The following is a 24,251-nucleotide window of genomic DNA, read 5'->3' on the forward strand; positions in this document are numbered from 1 at the left end:
CCCGGACCACCCGGACCACCCGGACCACCCGGACCACCCGGACCACCCGGACCACCCGGAACATCCGGAACATCCGGAACATCCGGAACATCCGGAACATCCGGAACATCCGGAACATCCGGAACATCCGGAACATCCGGAACATCCGGCATATTCCGGTACGCCCGCGGCATTCGTAGGGTGGACCTTCAGGTCCACCAAACCATCACACGACGATCCACCCCACGATCGCGTTACTGCGTCGGGTCGTCGCCCACCTGCACCAACAACTTGCCGAAGTTCTTGCCGGTGAGCAGCCCCTGGAACGCCGACACGGCGTTCTCCAGGCCCTGCACCACGTCATTGCGGTACTTGAGCTCGCCGCTTTTCACCAGCGGCGCAACCGTCTTGAAGAACTCGCCGCGGCGGTCCGCATGGTCGAACTGGATGAAACCGCGCACGGTCAGCCGCTTGGTCAGGATATGGCGCATGAAGCCCGAGAGCTTGTCCGGGCCGTCCGGTGCGCCGGTTTCGTTGTAGTGGGCGATCAGGCCGCACACGGGGATGCGGGCAAACTCATTCAGCAGCGGCAGCACCGCCGCCTGCACCTTGCCGCCCACGTTCTCCCAGTAGATGTCGACGCCATTCGGACACGCCGCCGCCAGATCCTGTTCGAAGGTCGGGGAACGGTGATCGACGCAGGCGTCGAACCCCATGGATTCGGTAACGAACCGGCACTTGTCCGGCCCACCGGCAACACCCACGGCACGGCAGCCCCAGTGCTGGGCGAGCTGGCCGACCACCTGCCCCACGGCGCCGCTGGCAGCAGAGACGACCACCGTCTCTCCCTTCTGCGGCCGACCGTGCTCCACCATCCCCACGTAGGCGGTGAACCCGGGCATGCCGAGCACGCCCACGGCAGTGCTGATGGGGGCATCGTCCGGGTTCAGACGCTTCAGTCCCTTGGGATTGACGGCGGCATAGGCCTGCCAGCCAGTGTGCGCCAGGGCCAGATCGCCGGCCTGCCAGTCCGGGCTGTGCGATTCCACTACCTCGCAGACCGTGCCGCCTTCCATGACGCTTCCCACTTCCACGGACTGGGCGTAGGACTTGGCGGCACTCATGCGCCCGCGCATGTACGGATCCAGGGACAGGTAGATGGTGCGCAGCAGAACCTGGCCGTCCGCCGGTTCGGGCATGGGCGCGGACTCCAGCTTCAGATGCGATTCGTCGGGCATGCCTTGCGGACGTGCGGCCAGCACGATGCGTTGATTCTCGGCCATTGGTCGCATTCTCCCCCTTGGTATTCGTTAGAGCCTTCGATCGGGATACCGAGCATAGCAGCAATGCCCGGCCGCGCGTGACAGGCTCGCTGCAGCCGCCCTTGATCTGTGTCAACCGCCTGTCCTGAAGGCCATGCTCTACTGCCCGACTTGGCGCGTACGCAATTGGACGGCCCGACAGGCCGCCGGAGGACTCCATGAACGCCTGCATTCAGGACATCATCGTGCCGGTGGACGGCTCGGACCACGCCGGTGCCGCCGTCCGTTACGCCTCGCGGCTGGCACGCACGCTGGACGCCGACATCCATCTGGTGCACGCCTTCCCGGGCTCCATTCAGCACGTGATGGAAACACTCGGTCGCAGCCCGGGGGACGCCAGTGCCGAGCGGCTCACCGCGGAAGCCTTCGAGACCCTGCGCAACGGCAGTGCGCGGCGCGCGTTCCAGCACGCCCGGGAGTACCTGGGGGACGCCGACAACGTCACCGAGCACGTGCTGGACGGCAAGCCCTCTTCGGCCATCGCCGGTTTCGTCGGCGACGGCCACGACGTCCAGGTGGTCATGGGCCGCCGCGGCCTCGGCCGGGTGCAGGAGCTGTTGCTGGGCAGCGTGAGCGAGCGCGTGATCCAGAGCGTCCACCAGCCGGTCACCGTCGTCACCGCCGGGCGGGAATGGGTGGAAGCACCGGACGGCGGCCCATTGCCCCTCATCGTGCCGGTCGACGGCTCCCGCCCATCCGGCAAGGCGGCGGCATACGCGGCGCGGCTCGCCGCACGCAGCGGCGCTGCCATCCATCTGCTCCACGCCTTCCCGGGGCTGCTGGGGATCGACCCGAGTCACAACGCCACGATCTCCACCACGGAGGCGGAGGCCGTCTCCCGGCGCACCCTCAGCCACATGGCACGGCAGAGCGCAGAGGATGCGTTCAGGGCCGCCCGGGACGCCATGGGGGACGCCCCGGCGCCCGGCACGGACGTGGTGCAGATCAGCCGCCACGACAGCCCTGCGCGGGCCATCAATCAGTACGTGCGTGACCTGGGGCCGGCGGAGGTCATCCTCGGCCGGCGGGGCCTCAACCGCATCGAGTCGCTACTGGGGAGCGTGAGCCAGCGCGTCATCCATGGGGCCGCCTGTCCGGTCACAGTGCTCGGGTGAGAAACCGCGCAACGCACGCAGGTCGCAACCGGGTGGAGGCTCACCCGGGCTGAACGGGCGCGCTCAGATCAATCGTTCGTTGCCACCGGGGTATCGTCCCGGCCGCCCCACTCCGTCCAGGAGCCATCGTAGACGGCCACATCGTCCCGCCCCAGACGGTGCAGGGCGAACGCCAGCGCACAGGCGGTCACACCGCTGCCGCAGCTACACACCACCGGCTTGTCCTCCGTGCCCGAAAAAAGCGCGGCGAGGGTGTCCGTGTCGTGCATGCGCCCGGTGGCGGGGTCCACCAGACGATCGGCCGGCAGGTTGCGTGCGCCGGGGATATGCCCACCGCGAACACCCGGGCGCGGCTCCGGGTCACGCCCGGCGAAGCGCCCCTCCGGCCTGGCATCCAGCATGACCGCATCACCGGAGCCGAGATTGGCTTGCACGTCTTCAAGGCGCCACACGCCATCCGGCTGGAACCGCGCCGTGAACACCCGCGGCTCGACGGGCACGTCCCCGGTCTCCAGCGGCTGCCCGGCCTGCACCCAGGCCGGCAGTCCACCATCGAGAATGGACACCTGCCCGTGACCGAAGACCCGGAACATCCACCATGCCCGGGCCGCGGAGAACAACCCACGCGTGTCGTAGATCACCACGTGGCTGTCGTTGCCGATGCCTAGCGCCCCGGCAGCGCGGGCGAAATCCTCCGCTGACGGCAGCGTATGCGGCAGCGTCGCCTCCGGATCCACCACCCGGTCGATATCGAAGAACACCGCACCCGGGATGTGCCCCTGGGCGAACTCCGCCGCCGCATCGCGATTGGCGCCCGGCAGATGCCAGCTCGCATCAACGACGCGAACATGCGGCTCCGCGCGGTTGCGGGCCAGCCAGTCCACGCTGACCAGCGGGGAGACGTCATCAGCGGTCATGGTGATTGCTCCGTTGCCACCTCGGTCAGCACAGGTTAGCACTGACAACGCGGGCCGCGGTCGCCCAGCACTCCGGTACTGGCTACGGATAAGCCATACTCTCTGGCATACTCCCCCGCATGCTCGACGCCCCGGCCCGCCTGACGATTCACGACCTGGACTGCGGCTCCCTCACCGGCGTCTCCCTGGCGATCGATCCGGGCGAGGTCGTGTGCCTGTCCGGGACTTCGGGCGGCGGCAAGAGCCGCCTGCTGCGGGCCATAGCCGATCTGGATGCGCACACCGGTGACGTCTGGTGGGGCGATCTCCACCAGGGGAGTCTCCCGGGTCATCAATGGCGCCAGCGAGTCATGCTGTTACCCGCGGAGGCGCCCTGGTGGTTTGAACGGGTCGGCGCCCATTTCCCCGCCACTCCGGACCCATCGGACCTTGCCGCCGTGGGCTTGCCAGCAGACGCCATGGACTGGCCGATCACGAGATTGTCGTCGGGGGAGCGCCAGCGCGCCGCTCTGCTAAGAATGATGGCCCACGGACCGCAGGCACTGCTGCTGGACGAACCGACCGCGAACCTGGATGCCACCACCACCGAGCGTGTGGAGGCGTGGCTGCTGCGGCGCATCCGTACCGACAGGCTGACCGTACTCTGGGTAGCCCACGACATGGCGCAGGTGAGGCGCGTCGCCGGCCGGCACCTGCGCATCAACGGCAATCGGCTGGAGGCCGTGGCGTGGACGTAATCGAGATCACCTGGTGGTCCCTGGCGGGCACCTCGCTGCTGGTGCTCGCCCTCGCCGTGTGCACCCACCTGGCACGGCTGGGAGTGTCGCGGGATGTGGTCATCGCCGCGGTGCGGACGGTCATCCAGCTCGCCCTGATCGGTCTGGTCCTGGAGACGCTGTTCGCCTTCGCCGCGCTGCAGTGGGTGCTGCTCATGGGCGTGGCCATGGTGCTGGTCGCCGGTCGCGAGGTGATGGCCCGTCAGAACCGGCGCCTGACCGGCGGCTGGGCGTTCGGAATAGGGACCGTCGCCATGTTCCTGTCGTCGTTCACCGTGACGGCATTCGCGCTGGCGGTGGTCATCGGCCCGGACCCCTGGTACACGCCACAGTACTCCATCCCCTTGCTGGGAATGATGCTCGGCAACACCATGACCGGCATCGCTCTCGGGCTCGACCGGCTCACCGACACCGCCTGGCAGCAGCGCCAGGTGATCGAGGGGCGATTGATGCTCGGTCAGAGCTGGTCCACGGCCATCGCGGATATTCGTCGCGACGCAATGCGCACCGGCATGATCCCCATGATCAACGCCATGGCTGCGGCGGGGGTGGTCAGCCTGCCCGGCATGATGACGGGCCAGATCCTGGCCGGGACGCCGCCCGCGCTGGCGGTCAAGTATCAGATCCTGGTGATGTTCCTGATCACCGTTGGCACCGGGTTTGGCACGGTGGCATCAGTGATGATCGGTGCGCGCCGCCTGTTCGACGACCGTGAACGGCTGCGCATCGACCGTCTCAGCGCCCCGCGCAAGGGCGCGTAAGCGCCCGACGGCGAGGCCGGCCCCCGGAGCGGGTTGCCGGGGCCAACCTCCCGATGGTCAGGACACCGCCGTCCGGTATCCCTCTGCCGTCAGCTTCTCGGTCAACGCCGCAATGTGGGCGGGACCCACTTCACAGCAGCCGCCCACGATGGTTGCGCCCTGCCGGACCCACCCAAGCGCGTGCTCGGCGTACGCGGCGGGATCAAGGTCCTTGCGTGCTTCGAGCACATCAACCGTGCCGCCCGGTTTCAGGGCCTCCACGGACGTGAAGGCGTTGGCGTAGCCGCCGAACGGCACACCGCTTCGCGCGAGCACGTCCATGGCCGAGGTGACCGCTTCCGGCACGGAGCAGTTGATCAGCAGGCGCGCCGCGCCGGCGGCCACCACCTGTTCGGCGGCTTCGGCAAGAGATTCACCGGAGCGCAGGCGCGTGCCGTCGCCATCATCCACCGTGAACGCAACCCACACCGGCAGGTTGCTCTCGGCGGCAGCAACGGTCGCCGCGCGCGCCTCCCGTGCCAGGGACATGGTCTCGCAGAGGAAGAGGTCCACGCCGCCGGACTGCGCCGCGACCATCTCCCGATAGGCCTGCAGGCAGGTGGCGTCGTCCGGCGCGATGTCCGGGCTGTAGCTCGCCATGAGCGGTGGCAGGCAACCGGCGATGCGCACATCCCGGCCGCTGTCGTCGCGGGCCTGGCGGGCGGCATCCAGCGCCGCGGCGTGCAGCGGCCCGAAGAGATCGGGCTCGCCATCGCGCTCCAGGCGCTGGGGCGTGGCACTGTACGTGTTGGCGGTGATGACCTGGGCGCCGGCCTCGATGAAGTCACGATGGGCTGCAACCACCAGATCCGGCTCGTCGAGCATCACCTGGGCGGACCACAGCGGGGATGCCGGGCGGCTGCTGCGCCGACGCAGCTCCTGGCCCATGCCGCCGTCCAGGATGAGAACGTCGTTCTGGTTCGGGTGCATCATTCGGGTCTCCTCTCGATTGTTGTGGCCGCCGCCGGACTCCGCGGCTCGGCCGCCTCTTCGGCGGCGGCATCACTGCACGTGCGGGGGAAAAGGAACGAGACGGCTGCGACCAGCGCGGCGAGCGTCGCAAACACAATGAATGCCTCCCCATAACCGGCGCGGGCGATGGTCCAGCCGACCAGTGGCGAGCCCACGGCCTGGCCGATCGTGATCGCAAGAAACGGGATCACCGGCCCCATGGACGGGCGGTCACGCAGCAGCCGGATGCCCGTCACCAAGTACAACCCGGTCAGGGTCATGAACGCCCAGCCGAAGACGGCGGCCGATATCAGCGCGATCAGCAAGTCGCCGGGCGCGGTTGCAATCAGCGCTGTTGCGCCCCCCAGCCCGACCAGCGCCAGTGCCTGGGTGGCGGGCGCACCAATGCGGTCCCCCAGGTCACTCGCCCAGGCGCCGGCGAGGCCCGTGATGCCCACCACCAGCCAGAGGTAACCGGTGAGCCGCTCCGGCAGGCTACCCACCTCAACGACCAGATCGGGCGCGAAGATCCAGTAGGCGGATCCGGCCACGCCCATGGCGAAGCAGAACAGGGTCAGCCGCGTGACCTCGAGCCACCGCTCCCGGGAAACGGGCGCCGTGGGCTGCGCCTGGCCCCGGCTTCCCGGCGCGGATGACGGAATCAGCAGAAGGGCTGCCAGTACGCCCAGCGCCGCCAGCACCGCAAACGAGCCGTAGGCGAGGCGCCAGGCGCCGCTCAGCAGCAGCACGGCCGGCACGCAGACGATCAGGCCAGCGCTGGTGCCGGCATTCATGACGGCGTTCACGCGCCCGCGGAGATCGGCGCGGACGGCGGCCTGCGCGCCGGACGATAACGCAGGCATCATCAGCCCCGTGGCGATGCCACAGGCGAAGACGCCGGTGCCGAGCACCACGGCGTCGCCCGCGAGGCTGATCAGGGTGAGGCCCGCAAGCGCGAACACCCCCGACAACCCGGCTGCCAGCCGTGGCCCCAGGCGGTCCGCCACCAGCGGGGCAACCACGCTGGCAAAACAGAAACTGATGAACGCCAGCGAGCCGACGATGCCCACGGCATCGGCAGACAGCCCGAGCTCCGCGCGGATCGACGGGACGAACAAGCCGAACGCGTAACGGGCGAGCCCGTACGCGATGGCGATCAGCCCGGCACCGAGAACCGCATAGCCGGTGGCGCTGACTGGCCTCATGCATGCCCCCTGGTGGCCGACGCGAGCACCGCAGGCAGCATGGCACGCAGGTGGCTGGTGACGGCGGAGGCACCGAGGACCGGCGTGAGCGCATCGGCCCCTTCCAGGATCACCAGTACGCGCTCGGCCGTGACGGAATCGTCCACGACACCGTCACGGGACAGGGCGTCGGCGATGACAGCGATCAGCTCCCGCTTGAGCCGGCGTCCCTGGTCGGCAATGGCCGGATGGTGCTGCTCGAACTCGCCGATCGCCTTGATGACGATGCAGCCGCGATTCGCGGTGGTCTCCAGCCACTGACAGTGCACGTGGGCCAGCGCCATGACGGCATCGCCCGCGGCGGCGGTGTCGACCGCGCGGCGCAGCTCGTCCAGATAGCGCGCGTAGCGCCGGTCGAGCACTGCTTCGATCAACGCTTCCTTGGAGGCGAAGTGGTTGTAGAGCGTCATCCGGGCGACACCGGCCTCGGCAACCACCCGGTCGACGCCGGTGGCGTGGAACCCCTCCGCATAGAAAAGCCGCTCGGCGGTGTCGAGCAGCGTGTCGCGCTTTCTGGCCACCATTGCAGCCTCCAGTTAATATAGAACGATCTATCTAAATTCTGAGGTTCAACAGGCTGAACTGTCAACAGGTCGAGGGTCCGCTTCCCGATCAGACCCGTTATACTGCGCCGTCCATCCACGGTGACCGGGGAGTTCCATGGCTCACGACGTGATCCGCATCAAGGGCGCCCGCCAGAACAACCTCCGCAATCTGGACATCGACCTGCCCCTGGGCGAGCTGGTGGTGGTGACCGGCGTGTCCGGCTCGGGCAAGTCGTCCCTGGCGTTCGACACGGTCTACTCCGAGGGTCAGCGGCGCTACGTGGAGACCTTCTCCCCCTATGCGCGCCAGTTCCTGGACCGCATGGACAAGCCCGCCGTGGACGCCATCGAGGGCATCCCGCCGTCCATCGCCATCGACCAGAACAACCCGGTGCGCACCTCCCGCTCCACCGTGGGCACCATGACCGAGCTCAACGACCACCTGAAGCTGCTGTTTGCGCGCACGGCGCAGCTGTACTGCGGCGGCTGCGGTCAGCGGGTGCAGAAGGACGACCCGGAGAGCATCGCCGCCCGGCTGCTGGCCCGCGCCGAAGGGCAGCGGGCCATGGTTGTCGCGACGGTCGCGGTGCCCAAGGGGCTGACCGCGAAGGAACTCAAGAGCCTGCTGGAGAGCCAGGGCTACACCCGTTTCCACAAGACGCTGAAGAACCGCGTGGAAGTGGTGGTGGACCGGGTGCGCCTGGCCGGCGACCGGCGCGATCGCCTGGTGGAGGCGCTGGAGGCCGGCCTGCACCTGGGCCGCGGCAGCGTGGCCGTGCATCCGCTGGACGATGACCGCAAGCCACTGGACCCCTGGCGCTTCTCCGGGGACTTCCACTGCGCCGACTGCGACATCCACTACCAGGCGCCCTCCTCCAGCCTGTTCTCGTTCAACTCGCCGGTGGGCGCCTGTGAGACCTGCCGCGGCTTCGGCCGGGTCATGGGCATCGACTACTCCCTGGTGATCCCGGACGAGAACAAGACCCTGGCCGAGGGCTGCATCCGCCCGTTCCAGTCCGGCCGCTCGGCGGAGTGCCAGACGGATCTCATGCGCTACGCCCGCCGCGCCGGCATTGCCACGGACATCCCGTGGAAGGATCTGCCCCAGGACCACCGGGACTGGGTGATCGAGGGCGAAGGCGGCTGGAACCAGCGCTGCTGGTACGGCGTGCGCCGCTACTTCGACTGGGTGGAGCGCAAGAGCTACAAGATGCACATGCGCGTACTGCTGTCGCGCTACCGCAGCTACGACCGCTGCCCCGAGTGCGACGGCGCGCGCCTGAAGCCCGAGCCGCTGCTCTGGCGCGTGGGTGGCCACGACGAGGTGGACCGCGTGGTGGCGCGTGACCACCGCTACCGGCCGCGCGGCGCGCGTCTGGAGCAGGAGCGCTTTCTCGGCCTGCCCGGCCTGAACCTCCAGGACATGCTCAACCTGCCGCTGGGGCGTTTGCGGGAGTACTTCGACCACGTGGACCTGCCGGCCCCGCTGGACGAGGCCGCCGAACTCCTGCTGGACGGCATTCGCGCACGGTTGCGCTACCTCACCCAGGTGGGCCTGGGCTATCTCACCCTGGACCGCCAGTCGCGCACGCTCTCCGGGGGCGAGGTGCAGCGCATCAACCTCACCACGGCGCTGGGCACCTCGCTGGTAAACACTCTGTTCGTGCTGGACGAGCCCAGCATCGGCCTGCACCCGCGCGACATGGGCCGCATCATCGAGGTGATGCACCGCCTGCGCGACGCCGGCAACTCCCTGCTGGTGGTGGAGCACGACCCGGACGTGATGCGTGCGGCCAACCGCATCCTGGACATCGGCCCCGGTCCCGGCGAGCGCGGCGGCGAAATCGTCTGTTTCGACACCCCGGACACGGTGGCCGCCACCGCGGGCTCACTCACCGGCGACTACCTGGCCGGCCGGCGCAGCGTCGCCGCGGCGCGGCCGGACGTCCGCCGCGAACCGGCCGACCACTGGCTGCACCTGCGCGGTGCCACCGAGCACAACCTGCACGGCCTGGACGTGGATATCCCGCTGGAGCGGCTGGTGTGCGTCACCGGCGTCTCCGGCTCGGGCAAGTCCACCCTGGTCACGGACGTGCTCTACAACACCCTGGCCCGACGCAAGGGCCACGGCACCAACCCGGCGGGCCACGTGGACGCCCTGGAAGGCGACGAGCACCTGGAGGACGTGGTGCTGGTGGACCAGTCCCCCATCGGCAAGACCACCCGCTCCAACCCGGCCAGCTACGTGGGCGCCTTCGAGGCCATCCGCAAAGCCTACGCCGCGGAGCCGCTGGCGAAGGAGCGCGGCTACAAGCCCGGCACCTTCAGCTTCAACGGCGGCGCCGGCCGCTGCCCCACCTGCGGCGGGAACGGCTTCGAGCACGTGGAAATGCAGTTCCTCTCCGATGTCTACATCCGCTGCTCGGACTGCGACGGGCGCCGCTACCGCGACGACGTGCTGGAGGTGAAGCTGCCGCCGGCCAAGGGCGTGGATGACGCGCCCCGCTCCATCGCCGAGGCGCTGGAGCTCACCGTGACGGAGGCAGTGCGCTTTTTCGGCGACAACCGCGAAATCCGCAACCGGCTGGAGCCGCTGGAAGCGGTGGGTCTTGGCTACCTCAAGCTCGGCCAGCCGGTGCCCACCCTCTCCGGCGGCGAGGCACAGCGCGTGAAACTGGCCGGCCACCTGGGCGAGGCAGCGCGCCGACGCAAGGGCCAGGGGCGCATGCTGTTCCTGTTCGACGAGCCCACCACCGGCCTGCATTTCGCCGACGTGGCAGTGCTGCTGAAGGCCTTCCAGCGGCTGCTGGACGCCGGCCACTCGCTGCTGGTGATCGAGCACAACCTTGACGTGATCGGCTGCGCCGACTGGCTCATCGACATGGGCCCGGAGGGCGGGGATCAGGGTGGCCAGGTGGTGGCGGCCGGGACGCCGGATGCGGTGTCGGGCGTGGAGGCGAGCCATACCGGACGGGCGTTACGGGAGTACCAGGGGATCAACCCGGGTGTAGGAGCGACGTCAGTCGCGACCGGTGCAGCCACGGCGCCCGACGCCGCACCGGTCGCGACTGACGTCGCTCCTACAGAGGCACCGACCCAGGCATCCGCCGTGGCCGAGGCACCGGCGGCCTATGCGCCGCTGGACGCCATCACCATCCACCACGCGCGCGAACACAACCTCAAGAACATCGACATCCGCATCCCGCGCAACCGGCTGACGGTGATCACCGGGCTGTCCGGTTCGGGCAAGAGCACGGTGGCCTTCGACATCCTGTTCAACGAGGGCCAGCGGCGGTACCTGGAGTCGTTGAACGCCTACGCGCGGCAGATCGTGCAGCCCGCCAGCCGGCCGGACGTGGAGGCCATCTTCGGCATCCCGCCCACGGTGGCCATCGAGCAGCGCACCAGCCGCGGCGGGCGCAAGTCCACCGTGGCCACCATGACCGAGGTGCACCACTTCCTGCGGCTGCTGTACGTGAAGCTGGGCACCCAGTACTGCCCGGACTGCGACGTGCCCATTCAGGCCCAGTCGCCGGAGGCCATCTGCGCGCGCATTCTCGCCGACTACCGGGGCCGCGAGATCACCCTGTTGGCGCCGCTGATCGTGGCGCGCAAAGGCGTGTACACCGACCTCGCCAAGTGGGCGGCGAACAAGGGCTTCGACCACCTGCGCGTGGACGACGCCTACCTGCCCACCGCCGACTGGCCGCGGCTGGACCGCTTCCGCGAGCACGACATCGACCTGCCCGTGGCCACGCTCACCGCGGACCCGGCGAACGAGTCCGCCCTGCGCACCGCGGTTGAGCGCGCCCTGGAGTACGGCAAGCACACCCTGAAGCTGGCCACCGAAGACGCCGCCGACGTGGTGTTCTCCAGCGAGCGCGCATGCCCGGGCTGCGGCACCAGTTTCGAGGAGCCGGATCCGCGGCTGTTCTCCTACAACTCGAAGCACGGCTGGTGCCCGTCCTGCTACGGCACCGGGCAGGTGCTGCCCGGTTTCGATGCGGAGCAGACCGGCGAGGAGAGCGCCTGGAACGAGGACGACGCCGAGCCGGTCACCTGCCCCACCTGTGACGGCCGCCGGCTCAACCCGGTGGCGCTGGCCATGCGGTTCAAGGGGCACAGCATCGCCGCGGTCTCGGAGCAGTCCGTGGCGCACGCGGCTGGCTGGGCCAACGACCTGAGCCTGACAGGCCGCGACGCCGCCATCGCCCAGGACATCCTGCCGGAGTTGCGCAACCGCCTGGACTTCCTGCAACAGGTGGGGCTGGGCTATCTCGCTCTGGACCGGGCGGCGCCCACGCTCTCCGGCGGCGAGGCCCAGCGCATCCGCCTGGCCGCCCAGCTCGGCTCCAGCCTGCAGGGCGTGTGCTACGTGCTGGACGAGCCCACCATCGGCCTGCACCCGCGGGACAACCGCATGCTGCTGGACACGCTCCAGCGTCTGGAGGGCCAGGGCAACACCATCGTGGTGGTGGAGCACGACGAGGACACCATCCGCCGGGCCGAACACGTCATCGACCTGGGTCCGGGCGCCGGGGTGAACGGCGGCCGCGTGGTGGCGGAAGGCACCGTGGACCAGTTGCTGGCCAACCCCGACTCGGTCACCGGCCGTGCCCTCGCCAACCCACTACGCCATCCGCTACGCGGCGAGCGCCGGGGCTTTCCCGCCGAGCAGACGCTGACCGTACAGCAGGCCAGCCTGCACAACCTGGCGGACGTGGACGTGGACATCCCCCTGCACCGGCTGGTGTGTGTCACCGGCGTGTCCGGCAGCGGCAAATCGTCGCTGGTGCGTGGCGTGCTGCAAGCCGGCCTCAAACGGCTCACCGGCCGCCGCCCCAGTGACCCGACGCCCACCCTCGACGGCTGCGCCGGCATCACCGGCGCGGAACACGTGGACCGGGTGCTGGAGGTGGACCAGACCCCCATCGGCAAGACACCGCGCTCCTGCCCCGCCACCTACATCGGCTTCTGGGACGCCATCCGCCGGCTCTACGCCGACACCGAGGAGGCGCGCCTGCGTGGCTACAACGCCGGGCGGTTCTCGTTCAACACCAAGGACGGCCGCTGCCCCGGCTGCGATGGCCAGGGCGTAAAGAAGATCGAGATGAGCTTCCTGCCGGATGTCACCGTGCCCTGCGAGCTCTGCTACGGGCTGCGCTTCACCCCGGAGACCCTGGCGGTGACCTACAAGGGCAAGTCCATCGGCGACGTGCTCAACATGAGCGTGGACGAGGCGGTGGACTTCTTCAGCGCCCACCCGAAGATCCACCACGCCCTGGAGCTGCTCCAGGCGGTGGGCCTGGGCTACCTGACCCTGGGCCAGCAGAGCCCGACGCTGTCCGGGGGCGAGGCCCAGCGCATCAAACTGGTCACCGAGCTGGCCAAGGCGCGCCCCAACATGAAAGGCCGCCAGCAGCCGCACACCGTGTACGTGCTGGACGAGCCGACCGTGGGGCTGCACATGGCCGACGTGGAAAAGCTCATCCACGTGCTGCACCGGCTGGTGGATGCCGGCAACACCCTGGTGCTGATCGAGCACAACCTGGACCTGATCGCCGAGGCGGACTGGCTCATCGACATGGGCCCCGAGGGCGGTGAGGCGGGTGGCCGCGTGGTGGCGAGGGGCGTACCGAACGACGTGGTCGCCAAGGATGCCGACCAGTCGCACACGGCACGAATCCTCGCAGAGTTCCTCGGCCAGGCCAGCGCCGGCGGGCGGCATCAAGCCTAGCCTGGCACACCCTGGCGGAGCGCGTCGATGCGGGACTGGGCAGCTACCATATCCGTCTCGTTCTCCGAGGCCGTAGGAGCTCCGCTGGAGTCAAACTCGGGGAAAACGTCGTAGTGCATGACTTCCCTCCCGGCATCCAGGATTTCCCCGCGCCGTGCCAGCTTCTCGCCGTCGTGACCCTCGCCGGCGGCAATGGCCAGCATGGTCAGCTCGAGAAACGCCATGTTCACATCGGCGGATGTCGAACCGTTGACCCGGCCCACGGACTCGAGGAAGTCGATGATGGCGCCGCCCTCCTCGTGACCCCGCTCGGAACTGCCGTACATCCGGACATAGTCGTCGGCTGACAGGTCCTTCTCGAACACCCCGTTGAGGAAGGCGACATCGCGCTCCGAGATCGCCCCGTCGACGGCAACCACATGCACGAGCGCCCCGATCAGAGCGTCCTCGGGAATCTCCCACACCCGCAACTCCGGGTCCAGGCGCGAGAGCTGCATGGCCTCGAGGCGCAGCCGCATGACCCGCACCTGATCGACGGCCAATTTCGTTACGCGCTCTAGCGCATCCAGATCCTCACGCCGCTGTAGCCAGGCTGCGCGAACCAGCATCCAGTGATCAACGGGCACGCCGTGAATATCCAAAAGGAGCTCGCGGTGGCGGGACCCAACGTCTTCATCCGGCTGCTCACTGTTTTCCCAGTAAACCCTGCTATCCTCGCGAAGGGACTCAAGCGAGTGGGCTCCACACTCCTCGATAACTGCCAGAATCGCCGGATCAGCGTCGGCGAGCCAGTCGAGAAAAGCGATGGTCTCGTCATTGAGACGCGCGCACAGCGCCATCAGATCACTGTTGAGCTGGAGGTCTCCGCGGCCATCGTCGGGCCACTCCGGTCCATCATGCGGTCGAGGTGCGCCAGCCTTTGGGGGGGTAAGGTCCGCGGGCTCCGGGGTCGGCTCCACGTCCGGCTCGGAGGGCGCAGCCTCTTGGGGATTGGGCTCTGATGAGGCCCGTTTCGACCGCGCAACGGTGTTCGAGCCGTTCCGACTCCGCACCACCAGCGCCGCGGTAGCGCCCATGCCCAGCAGCACGAGGCCCAGCGTCCAGTCCAGTTCCATTGGATCTCTCCCTGATCAGTGTTCCGTCGCGATCCTTTGCGGTCAGCGGCTATACCGGCTTGCATGATCGGGTGCCGCAGACCCGCTCTGTTTTGAACGCGAAAAGCATAGCAGATCCTCGCAGAGTTCCTCGGCCAGGCCAGCGCCGGCGGGCGGCATCAGGCCTAGCCGGTCATGTCCCCCGGCAGCCGCCGCTCAATAACGCTGCCTAAAGACGCCGGGCACGCCTCTGCGGAGCGCGTCAATGCGCGACTGGGCAAGCGCCATTTCCGTCTCGCCCTCTGAACCCGCAAGCCGGGAGCTGGCAAGCTTTGCCTGGAAGACGTACGGCTCCATAACCTCCCTCCCTGCGTCCAGGACTTCCTCGCGCCGTGCCAGTTTCTCGCCGTCGTGGCCATCGCCGGCGGCAATGGCCAGCATGGTCAGGTCAAAGAAGACCGGGTTCACGTAGCCGGATGTCACGCTGTTGGCCCAGCCCACGGACTCGAGGAAGTCGATGGTGGCGTCGGGCCGCCCGTGACTCCGTTCGGAGCCGCCGTACATCCGGACATAGTCGTCGGCTGACAAGTCCTTCTTGAACACCCCGTTGAGGAAGGCGACATCGCGCTCCGAGATCGCCCCGTCAACGGCAACCACATAAACGAGCGTCCCGATGAGGGCGTCCTCAGGGACCTCCCACACCCGTAACTCAGGATCCAGGCGCAAGAGCTCCATGGCCTCGAGCACCAGCCGCATGACCCGCACCTGATCGACGGCCAGTTTCGTTGTACGCTCCAGCACGTCCAGGTCCTCGCGCCGCTCCAGCCAGGCGGCCCGACTCCGCATCCAGTCATTGACGACAAAGCCATACCCCTCCAAAGATAGCTCGCGGTGGTCGAGACTCACGTCGTCCACCGGTTCCTCGGCGTGTCGCCAATAGTCCTGGCTGTCTTCACGGAGCGACGCGCGTGATAGCGACCGATCGCTCTCGAAGGCGCTCAGCGCCTCCGGACTCTCTTCGGCAAGCCAGTCGAGAAAATCGACGGTCTCCTCACTCTGGTGTGCGATCCGCGTCAGAATCTCGGTGATGAGCTGGGGCTCGCCGCGGCCATCGTCGGGCGAGCTCGGACCAAGCGGTCGAGGCGCGCCAGCCTTCTGGGGGGCAAGGTCTGCCGGCTCCGGCGCTGGCTCCAGGCTCGGGGCCGGCTCCGGATTCGGGGCCGGCTCCACGTCCGGCTCGGGGGGTGTAGCCTCTTGGGGATTGGGCTCTGACGAGGCCCGTTTCGGCCTCGCAGCGGTGTTAGAGCCGTTCAGACTCCGCACCACCAGCGCCGCGGTAGCGCCCATGCCCAGCAGCACGAGGCCCAGCGTCCAGTCCAGTTCCATTGTATCTCTCCCTGATCAGTGTTCCGTCGCGATCCTTCGCGGTCAGCGGCTATACCGGCTTGCATGATCGGGCGCCGCAGACCCGCTCTGTTTTAGACGCGCGAAGCATAGCAGACGGACCAGACCGGAGGCGATGCCCCAGCCATGAACGACCCGACACATTGGGCACATCTATCGACACCATCCCGATTTTGCATTGGCGTCTATCGGCCGTGTGATTTATAACTGTGAACGGTCAGCGCGCGCGGTCGTGCGCCCGGTGTGGTGTTCACGTCACTCGCTGCCCCTGCAGCAATCGCGCCGCGCGACTGAAATACCTCACACAGGCCTGACCGCCACGACAGACTATGCTGTGGTCAGGGCGCAGAGGGATCTGTTCAATCAACACCTTAACGAACGGAGAGCAGTAGAAATGGCACAGAGCGAGACTGCAGGCAAATGCCCGGTCGTGCATGGCGCGAATACGGAGGCCAAGGACTCCGTCATGGAGTGGTGGCCGAATAACCTGAATCTGGACATCCTCCACCAGCACGACAGCAAGACCAATCCCATGGACCCGGACTTCGACTACCGGGAAGAGGTCCGCAAACTGGACTTCGATGCGGTGAAGAAGGACGTGACGGCGCTGATGACCGACAGCCAGGAATGGTGGCCTGCCGACTGGGGTCATTACGGCGGCCTGATGATCCGCATGACCTGGCACGCCGCGGGCAGCTACCGCGTGGCCGACGGCCGCGGTGGCGCGGCGACCGGCAACCAGCGTTTCGCGCCCATCAACAGCTGGCCGGACAACGGCAACCTGGACAAGGCGCGGCGCCTGCTGTGGCCGATCAAGAAGAAGTACGGCAACAAGCTGAGCTGGGCGGACCTGCTGGCCCTGGCCGGTAACGTCGCCTACGAGTCCATGGGCTTCAAGACCTTCGGCTTCTCCTTCGGCCGCGAAGACATCTGGCACCCGGAGAAGGACACCTACTGGGGCAGCGAGAAGGAGTGGCTGGCCGCCAGCGACAACCCGAACAGCCGCTATGACAAGGATCGCAACCCGGAATCCCTGGAGAACCCGCTCGCGGCGGTGATGATGGGCCTGATCTACGTCAACCCGGAAGGCCCGGACGGCAACCCCGACCCGATGCAGACCGCCAAGGACATGCGCGTGACCTTCAGCCGCATGGCCATGAACGACGAAGAGACGGTCGCACTCACGATCGGTGGCCACACCGTCGGCAAGACCCACGGCAACGGCAACCCCGACAACCAGGGTCCGGAGCCCGAGGCGGCGGACGTCGAGGAGCAGGGCCTGGGCTGGAACAACAAGGTCACCCGGGGCGTGGGCCGCGACGCTGTGACCAGCGGTCTGGAAGGCGCCTGGACCACCAACCCGACCCAGTGGGACCACAACTACCTGGAGATGCTGTTCGACCACGAGTGGCAGCTGACCAAGAGCCCGGCCGGCGCCAACCAGTGGGAGCCGGTAGACATCAAGGAAGAGGACATGCCGGTGGACGTGGAGGACCCCTCCATCCGCCGCAAGCCCATGATGACCGACGCGGACATGGCGCTGAAGGTGGACCCGGAGTACCGGAAGATCGCCGAGAAGTTCCGCGAGAACCCGGAACAGCTCGACGACGCCTTCGCCCGGGCATGGTTCAAGCTCATCCACCGCGACCTCGGCCCGAAGCAGCGCTACATCGGCCCGGACGCCCCCACCGAGGACCTGATCTGGCAGGATCCCGTCCCCGAGGGCACCACCGATTACAACGTGGAAGCGGTGAAGCAGAAGATCGCCGACAGCGGCCTGAGCATCAGCGACATGGTCGCCACCGCCTGGGACAGCGCCCGCACCTTCCGGCAGTCGGACAACCGGGGCGGCGCCAACGGCGCGCGCATCCGCCTGGCTCCGCAGAAGGACTGGGTCGCCAACGAGCCGGAGCGCCTGGCGCGCGTGCTCAAGGTGCTGGAAGGCATCGCCTCGGAAACCGGCGCCAGCGTCGCGGACGTGATCGTACTGGCGGGCAATGTGGGCATCGAGAAGGCTGCCCGTGCGGCGGGCCACGACATCGTGGTGCCGTTCCACCCCGGCCGCGGTGATGCCACGGCGGAGATGACCGACGAGGAGTCCTTCGGTTGGCTGGAGCCGCTGTCCGATGGCTACCGGAACTTCCTGAAGAAGGACTACACCGTCCAGCCCGAGGAGCTGATGCTGGACCGCACCCAGCTCATGGGCCTGACGGCGCCGGAGATGACGGCACTGGTTGGCGGCATGCGCGTACTGGGCACCAACCATGGTGGCACCAAGCACGGCGTGTTCACGGATCGTGAAGGCCAGCTGACGAACGATTTCTTCGTCAACCTGACCGACATGGCCTACACGTGGGTGCCCACTGGCAACAACGTCTACGAGATCCGCGATCGCAAGACGGATAAGGCCAAGTGGACCGCCACCCGCGTGGACCTGGTGTTCGGCTCGAACTCCATTCTGCGGTCCTACGCGGAGGTCTACGCCCAGGACGACAACCAGGAGAAGTTCGTCAACGACTTCGTTGCCGCCTGGACCAAGGTGATGAACGCCGACCGGTTCGACCTGGAGTAATCCGGTCACTGCGGATGGGCTGCCATCCGCGTTGTCACCGAACGGGAGGTCGCGAGCGCGGCCTCCCGTTTTTTGTTGGCGCCTGGGTGGTCGCGGCTTGCGCCGCTCCTACGGCGGGCCCGGGCCAGGAGCGGCGCAAGCCGCGACCACCCAGCGCAGATCCGGCATCGTCCCGTAGGTGCGGCGACGTCAGTCGCGACCATCCAGACCGTTGTAGGCGGGGAAATCGGCCGCGTAGCACACCGGCGAACTGCCGGGGTTCTCCTGGCGGCCGGCCAGTCGTTCCCACAGCACATCGCGCAGCACCACGGCATTGTTATGTTCCCGATCCCGGGCGGCGAAAACGAGGGTCAGCGGGCCCTCACCGGCCTGTGCCAGCAGGCGGTCCAGAGCGTCCGGCATGGCCGCCAGTTCGGCGCGATAGCATCCATGGAAACGTTCCCAGCGCTGCGGATCATGACCGAACCACCGGCGCAGTTCCGAGGTCGGCGCCAGGTCCCGCTCCCACGCATCGACAGCGACATCCGCCTTGCGTACGCCGCGGGGCCATACGCGATCCACCAGCACCCGCCGGCCGTCGCCGGCTTCCGGCGGGTCGTAGACCCGCTTGCAGCGGATGTCCATGGCACCTCCGCTCAGCCGTCCGCTTGCGTCTCCTGGTAACCGTAGACCATGAGGATGAACGCATAGCGATAGGCCACCTCTTCGAGAAAGTCGAAGCGGCCACCCGGCCCACCGTGTCCGGCGCTCATGTTCGTGCGCAGGAGCAGCAGGTTGTCATCCTGCTTCAGGGTTCGCAGCCGGGCCACCCACTTGGCGGGCTCCCAGTAGGTCACGCGCGGATCCGACACCCCGGCGGTCACAAGGATGTGCGGGTAGTACTGCGCGCGCACGTTGTCGTAGGGCGAATAGGCCAGGATCCCCTGATACGCCGACGCGTCCTCGATGGGGTTGCCCCACTCCGGCCACTCCGGCGGCGTCAGAGGCAGGCTGGGGTCCAGCATGGTATTGAGCACGTCCACGAAGGGCACATCGGCCACCGCCGCGTGAAACAGCTCGGGGCGCTGGTTGAGCACCGCCCCGACCAGCATGCCACCGGCGCTGCCACCATGGGCGGTGATCCGGCCCGCGGTGGTGTACCCGGCCGCAATCAGGCGCTCCGCACAGGCGATGTAGTCGCTGAAGGTGTTGGGCTTGCGCGCCAGCTTGCCGTCCCGGTACCAGCGATAGCCGCGCTCCTTGCCGCCGCGCACATGGGCCACGGCGTAGACGAAGCCGCGGTTCACCAGGCTCAGGCGCAGGGGTGAGAAGCCGGGCAGGTCGATCATGCCGTAGGAGCCGTAACCGTAGAGCAGCAGCGGCGTCGCCGGCCCCGGAGTGACATCGCGGTGATGGAACAGGGAAATGGGGACGCGCTCGCCATCCGGCGCGGTGGCGAACAGCCGCCGGGTCACGTAGGCATCCGGGTCGTGCCCGCTGGGGATTTCCTGCTCCTTGCGCAACATGCGCCCGCGGGTGGCCATGTCGTAGTCGTACACCCGCGTGGGCGTGGAGAAGGAGCTGTAGGTCAGCCGCAGGGTCACGGTGTCGAACTCGTAACCGGGAATGACGCCGAGGTCGTAGCAGTCCTCGTCAAAGCTGACGGTGTGCTCCTCCCCCGAGGCCATGTGACGCACGACAATGGAGGGCAGCGCGTCGGCGATCTCCACCCGCACGAGGTAGTCGCGATAGGCGATCATGCCCTGGATCAGACGCCCCGGCTCGTGGGCGACCACATCCTCCCACGCCGCGGGGTCCGGCGACTCCACCGGCGCACGCACGATGCGGAAGTCCTCGGCACCCCGGTTGGTCAGGATCAGCCAGTGATCGCCGTGATCCGCCACGTCGTACTCGACGCCGGTCTCCCGCGGCAGCAGCAGCCACGGTTCCGCGTCGGGGTTGTCCGCCGGAATGACCCGGACCTCGCTGGTGACGTGGTCGTGACTGGAAATGATTAGGTAGCGACCGCTTTCCGTCTTGTCCATGCCCACGAAAAAGCCGTCGTCCGGCTCCTCGTACACCAGGGGGTCGGTTGCCGGATCATCACCGAGGCGGTGCCGGTAGACCCATTTGGGTCGATGGTCGTCATCCAGCACGGTGTAGAACAGGGTGCGCCCGTCCGCCGCCCAGTCGAAGTCGCCGCGGGCGTCCCGGATGCTGTCGGACAGGTCGGTACCGGACTCCAGATCACGGATACGGATGGTCCAGCTCTCGGCACCGGAGGTGTCCACGGCGTAGGCCAGATAGCGATGATCCGGGCTGTGCTCGACGCCGCCCAGGCGAAAGTAGTCGTGCCCCGCGGATTCGCTGTCGCCATCCAGCAGGATCACCTCGGGCGCCTCTGCAACGCCCTCCCGGCGGCAGAACAGCGGGTGCTGGCCGCCCTCGCGGTAACGGCTGTAATAGTAGAACGAGCCGTCCTTCATGGGGACGGAGCTGTCGTCCTCGCGAATGCGGCCGCGCAACTCCCGGAACAGGGCGTCACGAAAAGGCGCAGTAGGCGCCATGACCGCATCCGCGTAGTCGTTCTCCGCTTCCAGATAGGCGCGTATCGGCGCGGCCAGCTGCGCGGGATCACGCATGGCCTCGCGCCAGTTCGGGTCCCGCAGCCAGGCGTAGGGGTCATCCCGCTCATGGCCGTGATAGACGCTAAGGCAGGATTGCCGCTCGGCGACCGGCGGTTCGACAGGCTGGTTTCCACTCATTGGGGTGCCGTCCGTTTCATGCGTTGCCCGGGGTCATGTCCCCCGGGGACTCGAAATAATCGCTGCTCCGGGCCATTTCCTCCACGAGCTGCTGCAGCAACTGCATGCGCCATTCCGCAGTCCGAAGCTGGGCGCAGTCCGGGCAGCGTGGATCCTCGCAGGGCTGCCGGGTATACAGCCAGTAATGGACGGCCCCGGAGAGCAGCCCGTCGGCGATGTCGCCCATATCGGCTTCCTGGTCCCGCTCAGCCAGCTGGTTGCCCAGGTCGACAACGGCCTGGGCTGCGGTATCGATGGTGCGTTGTTCGTCTTGCATGCACGACTCACTTTGTCCGTTCGGGTGAGATGGCGATCGGGGCGCAGTGTAACAACTCCCGGCACAGTGAAGCCCGTGCTGGTTGTGCACAGCATCGAAAACGGGCTGTCAACCCCTGAATGCGGGATGGACCGGGCGCGGAATGCTGCCAGGAGGGGTCACCGAAAGGATCGTAACTAATTGATTTAAAGGATACTAAATAAAACTGCCGAAAAGTTCACCAATCTGACATAAACCCCCTTCCGATGGGGGTTTCCGCGCCGCTTACAGATATTATCCACACAGTTATCCACAGGAACTGTGGACAACGGGCAGGACCGACTGAACCCCCGTTTCGTGGCACCATAAGGCCAGCCGAAAGACCAAGGAGGACACCATGGAGACCATCGACTGGGATCACTTTCAGGCCGTGGAACTGCGAGCGGGCACGATCACCGCGGCCGAACCGTTCCCGGAGGCGCGCCGCCCCGCCTACAAGCTGACCGTGGATTTCGGGCCGGAACTGGGAGAGCGGCGCTCCAGTGCCCAGATCACCGATCACTACACGCCGGACAGCCTGATCGGCCGGCAGGTGATCGCCGTCGTCAACTTCCCGCCGAAGCAGATCGGGCCGATGCGTTCGGAATGCCTCGTCACGGGGCTCTACCAGGATGATGGCAGCGTCGTGCTGGCGGTACCCGACAAGGCCGTCCCCGACGGCGCCAGACTCGGCTGACCCTCCGCGCAGGCGGCTTCAACAACCCGACGAAAGGCCGTGGTCACCGCCCCGTTTTTCTGCTTTATTCAGATTTACGGGGCAGGGCCGGCGCCTTTGCGCGCCCGGGTGTCTTCATCGCTCCGTCATCTGAACGACGGAGGAACGCGGTGTGCGCAATGGAGCGCCTGAAGCGGAGCTTTACTACGGCAACGGGAACGCCCTCGGGCATGAGTTCCCTGTTGCCAGCCTGACACCGATTCTGCAGTGGCTCTGTCACGACTCCGGGCTGGAAGGGGCGTTCGTGCTCCGGTGGGCGCAGGGGCAGGCCAGCCTGATCGGCGCCGCCGGCGATGGCCGCAACCTCGCCGACCTCGCCCGTGCAGCGACCCTGTTCCTGCCGTATCCGGAACATGCTGTCACCACCACGGAGGAACTGGGCCTCGCGCTGCCGGCACGCGGCCTGCGGCTGGTGCCACTGGAGGCCCCGGACGAGGACGTGCTGCTGTGCCTGTTCACGCCCGAAGATCAAACCGAGGCACCGCCGGAGCCCTGCCCGGAGGCCGTTGAAGCGCTCTCCGCCCACCTGGAACTCCTGCTGGAGCGTCGGCGCGATGCCCGGTCCCGGACGGGCCATGTCGCCCACGCCAACCTCCTGCAGCAGACCATCGACGGGCTGGATGACCCGCTGTGCACCTGTGACGGCCAGGGGCGCATCCTGTCCGCCAACCGGGCGCTGAGCCGCCTGCTTGGCCAGGAACGCCAGGAGCTGGTGGGGCGCAACCTCGCCACACTCCTGTGCGAGGATGACGTGACAGTCAGCGAATTCCTGCAGCCTCATGGCAGCAGCGATTCGGCGGACTCCACCCGAACCTGGAGACTGCAGGTGCCGCTGGCGCGTCAGCAGGAGGTGACCCTGCGCAAGACGCTACTGCATCACGATGGCCATTCGCAGCGCATGCTGCTTCGGTGGTACGCCACGGGGGCGGCGTGCACGAGCCTCCAGGACGCCCGCACGGTGATCCTGGAGCGCATCGCGCGCCGTGAACCGGTCACCAGCACACTTTCAACCATCTGCGAAATTGCCGAGAACCAGTGGCCCGGCAGCATGACCATCGTGTCGGTTCCCAAGCCGGAGGGCGGGCGACTACTGGTCGCGCCCAGCATGACCGAACACTTCCGTCACGGCCTGGAAACCCATCACCGTTTCGAGCCGGACGAAAGTCTCTGCGCCACGGTGGTCAACACCGGTGAGCGGCATATCTGCCCGGATGTGCGCATGGAGGACCGCTGGCCGGACTACGGCTGGTTCGCGGTGGCCCACGGGATCCACAGTGTCTGGGGAGAACCCCTGATCACCCGTGACGGCAACACCGTCGGCGCGATCACCGTCTTCCACCGACAGGCCGGCCAGCCCAACAATCGCCAGCTGGACGTGATGCAGCGGCTCGCGGATCTCGCGGCCCTGGCAGTGAGCCACGCCAATTTTCTCGAGGAGCTGGAGTCCCACGCCTTCCATGACGGGCTCACCGGATTGCCGAATCGCCGCCTGCTCAGCGATCGCCTGCGGCACCAGCTCGGACTGGCGCGGCGCACGCGCCGCCCGGTTGCGGTGATGCTACTGGACGTGGACGGTTTCAAGCAGGTGAACGACGAACGGGGTCACGACGAAGGCGACCGGCTGCTGTGCCGCCTGTCGGAGCATCTCGCCGCAGTGCTGCGGCCAGGGGACACCCTGGCCCGCCTCGGCGGCGACGAGTTCGTGGTCATCGCCGGCATCGCCCGCAACGGCGATGCCGCCGCCGTGGCGGAAAAACTGCTGGCGGCCGCGGCGCGAATGCCCTCGGAGCTGCCCGTGGGGCTGAGTATCGGCATCAGCCTGTTTCCGGATCACGGCGACTCCGAGCGGCCCTTGCTGCACCGGGCGGACCGCGCCATGTATCAGGCCAAGGAGCACGGCAAGAACCGCTGGTGCATCTACTCCCCCGCCCGCCCCTGACCCCGCGCCGCAGCAATCCGGCGCTGCACTGCGCCACGACAA

At 67.7% G+C, this 24,251-nt stretch carries 17 protein-coding genes; 7 read left to right on the plus strand and 10 right to left on the minus strand.

Annotated features, from left to right (window positions below; genetic code table 11):
• Window positions 1-233: 233 nt before the first annotated feature.
• Window positions 234-1,262: an NADP-dependent oxidoreductase gene (locus BMZ02_RS16325; RefSeq protein WP_171909963.1), complete on the minus strand. Its 1,029-nt coding sequence runs from the start codon at window positions 1,260-1,262 to the stop codon at window positions 234-236.
• 197 nt (window positions 1,263-1,459) lie between these two features.
• Between BMZ02_RS16325 and BMZ02_RS16330 the strand changes: the two genes are divergently transcribed.
• A complete protein-coding gene (locus BMZ02_RS16330) occupies window positions 1,460-2,416 on the plus strand; it encodes a universal stress protein (RefSeq protein ID WP_091645814.1) in 957 nt (318 codons plus the stop codon).
• A gap of 68 nt (window positions 2,417-2,484) precedes the next feature.
• On the opposite strand, the gene sseA is transcribed toward BMZ02_RS16330, so the two are convergent.
• Window positions 2,485-3,333, minus strand: a complete 849-nt coding sequence (gene sseA, locus BMZ02_RS16335) for a 3-mercaptopyruvate sulfurtransferase (protein ID WP_091645819.1) — start codon at window positions 3,331-3,333, stop codon at window positions 2,485-2,487.
• 119 nt (window positions 3,334-3,452) lie between these two features.
• Between sseA and BMZ02_RS16340 the strand changes: the two genes are divergently transcribed.
• Complete coding sequence (locus BMZ02_RS16340; protein ID WP_091645821.1) at window positions 3,453-4,070, plus strand: ABC transporter ATP-binding protein; 618 nt, start codon at window positions 3,453-3,455, stop codon at window positions 4,068-4,070.
• Complete coding sequence (locus tag BMZ02_RS16345) at window positions 4,061-4,870, plus strand: ABC transporter permease (RefSeq protein WP_091645824.1); 810 nt, start codon at window positions 4,061-4,063, stop codon at window positions 4,868-4,870. Before BMZ02_RS16340 ends, BMZ02_RS16345 begins: the two co-directional genes overlap by 10 nt.
• A gap of 57 nt (window positions 4,871-4,927) precedes the next feature.
• Here the strand turns inward: BMZ02_RS16345 and BMZ02_RS16350 are convergent, their stop codons facing one another.
• From BMZ02_RS16350 to BMZ02_RS16360, 3 genes are read right to left on the minus strand one after another with little or no spacing between them, the layout of a single operon-like run.
• Window positions 4,928-5,842 (minus strand): homocysteine S-methyltransferase family protein, encoded by a 915-nt coding sequence (locus tag BMZ02_RS16350; RefSeq protein ID WP_245754057.1) that lies wholly within the window; start codon window positions 5,840-5,842, stop codon window positions 4,928-4,930.
• Window positions 5,839-7,065: an MFS transporter gene (locus tag BMZ02_RS16355; protein ID WP_091645827.1), complete on the minus strand. Its 1,227-nt coding sequence runs from the start codon at window positions 7,063-7,065 to the stop codon at window positions 5,839-5,841. Before BMZ02_RS16355 ends, BMZ02_RS16350 begins: the two co-directional genes overlap by 4 nt.
• Window positions 7,062-7,628, minus strand: a complete 567-nt coding sequence (locus BMZ02_RS16360; RefSeq protein WP_091645829.1) for a TetR/AcrR family transcriptional regulator — start codon at window positions 7,626-7,628, stop codon at window positions 7,062-7,064. Before BMZ02_RS16360 ends, BMZ02_RS16355 begins: the two co-directional genes overlap by 4 nt.
• Window positions 7,629-7,764: 136 nt before the next feature.
• Between BMZ02_RS16360 and uvrA the strand changes: the two genes are divergently transcribed.
• Window positions 7,765-13,386, plus strand: a complete 5,622-nt coding sequence (gene uvrA, locus BMZ02_RS16365; RefSeq protein ID WP_091645832.1) for an excinuclease ABC subunit UvrA — start codon at window positions 7,765-7,767, stop codon at window positions 13,384-13,386.
• Here the strand turns inward: uvrA and BMZ02_RS16370 are convergent.
• Together BMZ02_RS16370 and BMZ02_RS16375 are read right to left on the minus strand one after the other, a co-directional pair.
• Window positions 13,383-14,501, minus strand: coding sequence for a hypothetical protein (locus tag BMZ02_RS16370; RefSeq protein WP_091645834.1), 1,119 nt, complete (start codon window positions 14,499-14,501; stop codon window positions 13,383-13,385). The two genes, uvrA and BMZ02_RS16370, sit on opposite strands and share 4 nt — an antisense overlap.
• Window positions 14,502-14,696: 195 nt before the next feature.
• Window positions 14,697-15,866: a hypothetical protein gene (locus tag BMZ02_RS16375; RefSeq protein WP_091645836.1), complete on the minus strand. Its 1,170-nt coding sequence runs from the start codon at window positions 15,864-15,866 to the stop codon at window positions 14,697-14,699.
• A 412-nt stretch (window positions 15,867-16,278) separates the two neighbouring features.
• Between BMZ02_RS16375 and katG the strand changes: the two genes are divergently transcribed.
• Window positions 16,279-18,456, plus strand: a complete 2,178-nt coding sequence (gene katG / locus BMZ02_RS16380; RefSeq protein ID WP_091645839.1) for a catalase/peroxidase HPI — start codon at window positions 16,279-16,281, stop codon at window positions 18,454-18,456.
• A gap of 189 nt (window positions 18,457-18,645) precedes the next feature.
• Here katG and BMZ02_RS16385 read toward each other — a convergent pair whose 3' ends face one another.
• From BMZ02_RS16385 to BMZ02_RS16395, 3 genes are read right to left on the minus strand one after another with little or no spacing between them, the layout of a single operon-like run.
• Window positions 18,646-19,080: a DUF488 domain-containing protein gene (locus tag BMZ02_RS16385; protein ID WP_091645842.1), complete on the minus strand. Its 435-nt coding sequence runs from the start codon at window positions 19,078-19,080 to the stop codon at window positions 18,646-18,648.
• A gap of 11 nt (window positions 19,081-19,091) precedes the next feature.
• Complete coding sequence (locus tag BMZ02_RS16390; RefSeq protein WP_091645843.1) at window positions 19,092-21,200, minus strand: S9 family peptidase; 2,109 nt, start codon at window positions 21,198-21,200, stop codon at window positions 19,092-19,094.
• 16 nt (window positions 21,201-21,216) lie between these two features.
• Window positions 21,217-21,516: a hypothetical protein gene (locus tag BMZ02_RS16395; RefSeq protein ID WP_091645845.1), complete on the minus strand. Its 300-nt coding sequence runs from the start codon at window positions 21,514-21,516 to the stop codon at window positions 21,217-21,219.
• Window positions 21,517-21,892: 376 nt separating this feature from the next.
• Here BMZ02_RS16395 and BMZ02_RS16400 point away from each other — a divergent pair, with 376 nt between their 5' ends.
• Window positions 21,893-22,231: a tRNA-binding protein gene (locus BMZ02_RS16400; protein ID WP_091645846.1), complete on the plus strand. Its 339-nt coding sequence runs from the start codon at window positions 21,893-21,895 to the stop codon at window positions 22,229-22,231.
• A 151-nt stretch (window positions 22,232-22,382) separates the two neighbouring features.
• The gene (locus BMZ02_RS16405; protein WP_091645848.1) at window positions 22,383-24,209 is read left to right on the plus strand and encodes a diguanylate cyclase domain-containing protein; all 1,827 of its coding nucleotides are present in this window, start codon (window positions 22,383-22,385) and stop codon (window positions 24,207-24,209) included.
• The last annotated feature ends 42 nt before the right edge of the window (window positions 24,210-24,251 follow it).

Origin of the sequence: Aquisalimonas asiatica, assembly GCF_900110585.1 — a bacterium.
GTDB classification, from domain to species: Bacteria; Pseudomonadota; Gammaproteobacteria; order Nitrococcales; family Aquisalimonadaceae; genus Aquisalimonas; species Aquisalimonas asiatica.

Coding starts and splice junctions, on each gene's coding strand:
- uvrA (WP_091645832.1), top strand. CDS start 7,765: ATGGCTCACGACGTGATCCGCATCAAGGGCGCCCGCCAGAACAACCTC.
- BMZ02_RS16340 (WP_091645821.1), top strand. CDS start 3,453: ATGCTCGACGCCCCGGCCCGCCTGACGATTCACGACCTGGACTGCGGC.
- sseA (WP_091645819.1), bottom strand. CDS start 3,333: ATGACCGCTGATGACGTCTCCCCGCTGGTCAGCGTGGACTGGCTGGCC.
- BMZ02_RS16355 (WP_091645827.1), bottom strand. CDS start 7,065: ATGAGGCCAGTCAGCGCCACCGGCTATGCGGTTCTCGGTGCCGGGCTG.
- BMZ02_RS16370 (WP_091645834.1), bottom strand. CDS start 14,501: ATGGAACTGGACTGGACGCTGGGCCTCGTGCTGCTGGGCATGGGCGCT.
- BMZ02_RS16350 (WP_245754057.1), bottom strand. CDS start 5,842: ATGATGCACCCGAACCAGAACGACGTTCTCATCCTGGACGGCGGCATG.
- BMZ02_RS16400 (WP_091645846.1), top strand. CDS start 21,893: ATGGAGACCATCGACTGGGATCACTTTCAGGCCGTGGAACTGCGAGCG.
- BMZ02_RS16330 (WP_091645814.1), top strand. CDS start 1,460: ATGAACGCCTGCATTCAGGACATCATCGTGCCGGTGGACGGCTCGGAC.
- BMZ02_RS16395 (WP_091645845.1), bottom strand. CDS start 21,516: ATGCAAGACGAACAACGCACCATCGATACCGCAGCCCAGGCCGTTGTC.
- BMZ02_RS16325 (WP_171909963.1), bottom strand. CDS start 1,262: ATGGCCGAGAATCAACGCATCGTGCTGGCCGCACGTCCGCAAGGCATG.
- BMZ02_RS16390 (WP_091645843.1), bottom strand. CDS start 21,200: ATGAGTGGAAACCAGCCTGTCGAACCGCCGGTCGCCGAGCGGCAATCC.
- BMZ02_RS16375 (WP_091645836.1), bottom strand. CDS start 15,866: ATGGAACTGGACTGGACGCTGGGCCTCGTGCTGCTGGGCATGGGCGCT.
- BMZ02_RS16385 (WP_091645842.1), bottom strand. CDS start 19,080: ATGGACATCCGCTGCAAGCGGGTCTACGACCCGCCGGAAGCCGGCGAC.
- BMZ02_RS16360 (WP_091645829.1), bottom strand. CDS start 7,628: ATGGTGGCCAGAAAGCGCGACACGCTGCTCGACACCGCCGAGCGGCTT.
- katG (WP_091645839.1), top strand. CDS start 16,279: ATGGCACAGAGCGAGACTGCAGGCAAATGCCCGGTCGTGCATGGCGCG.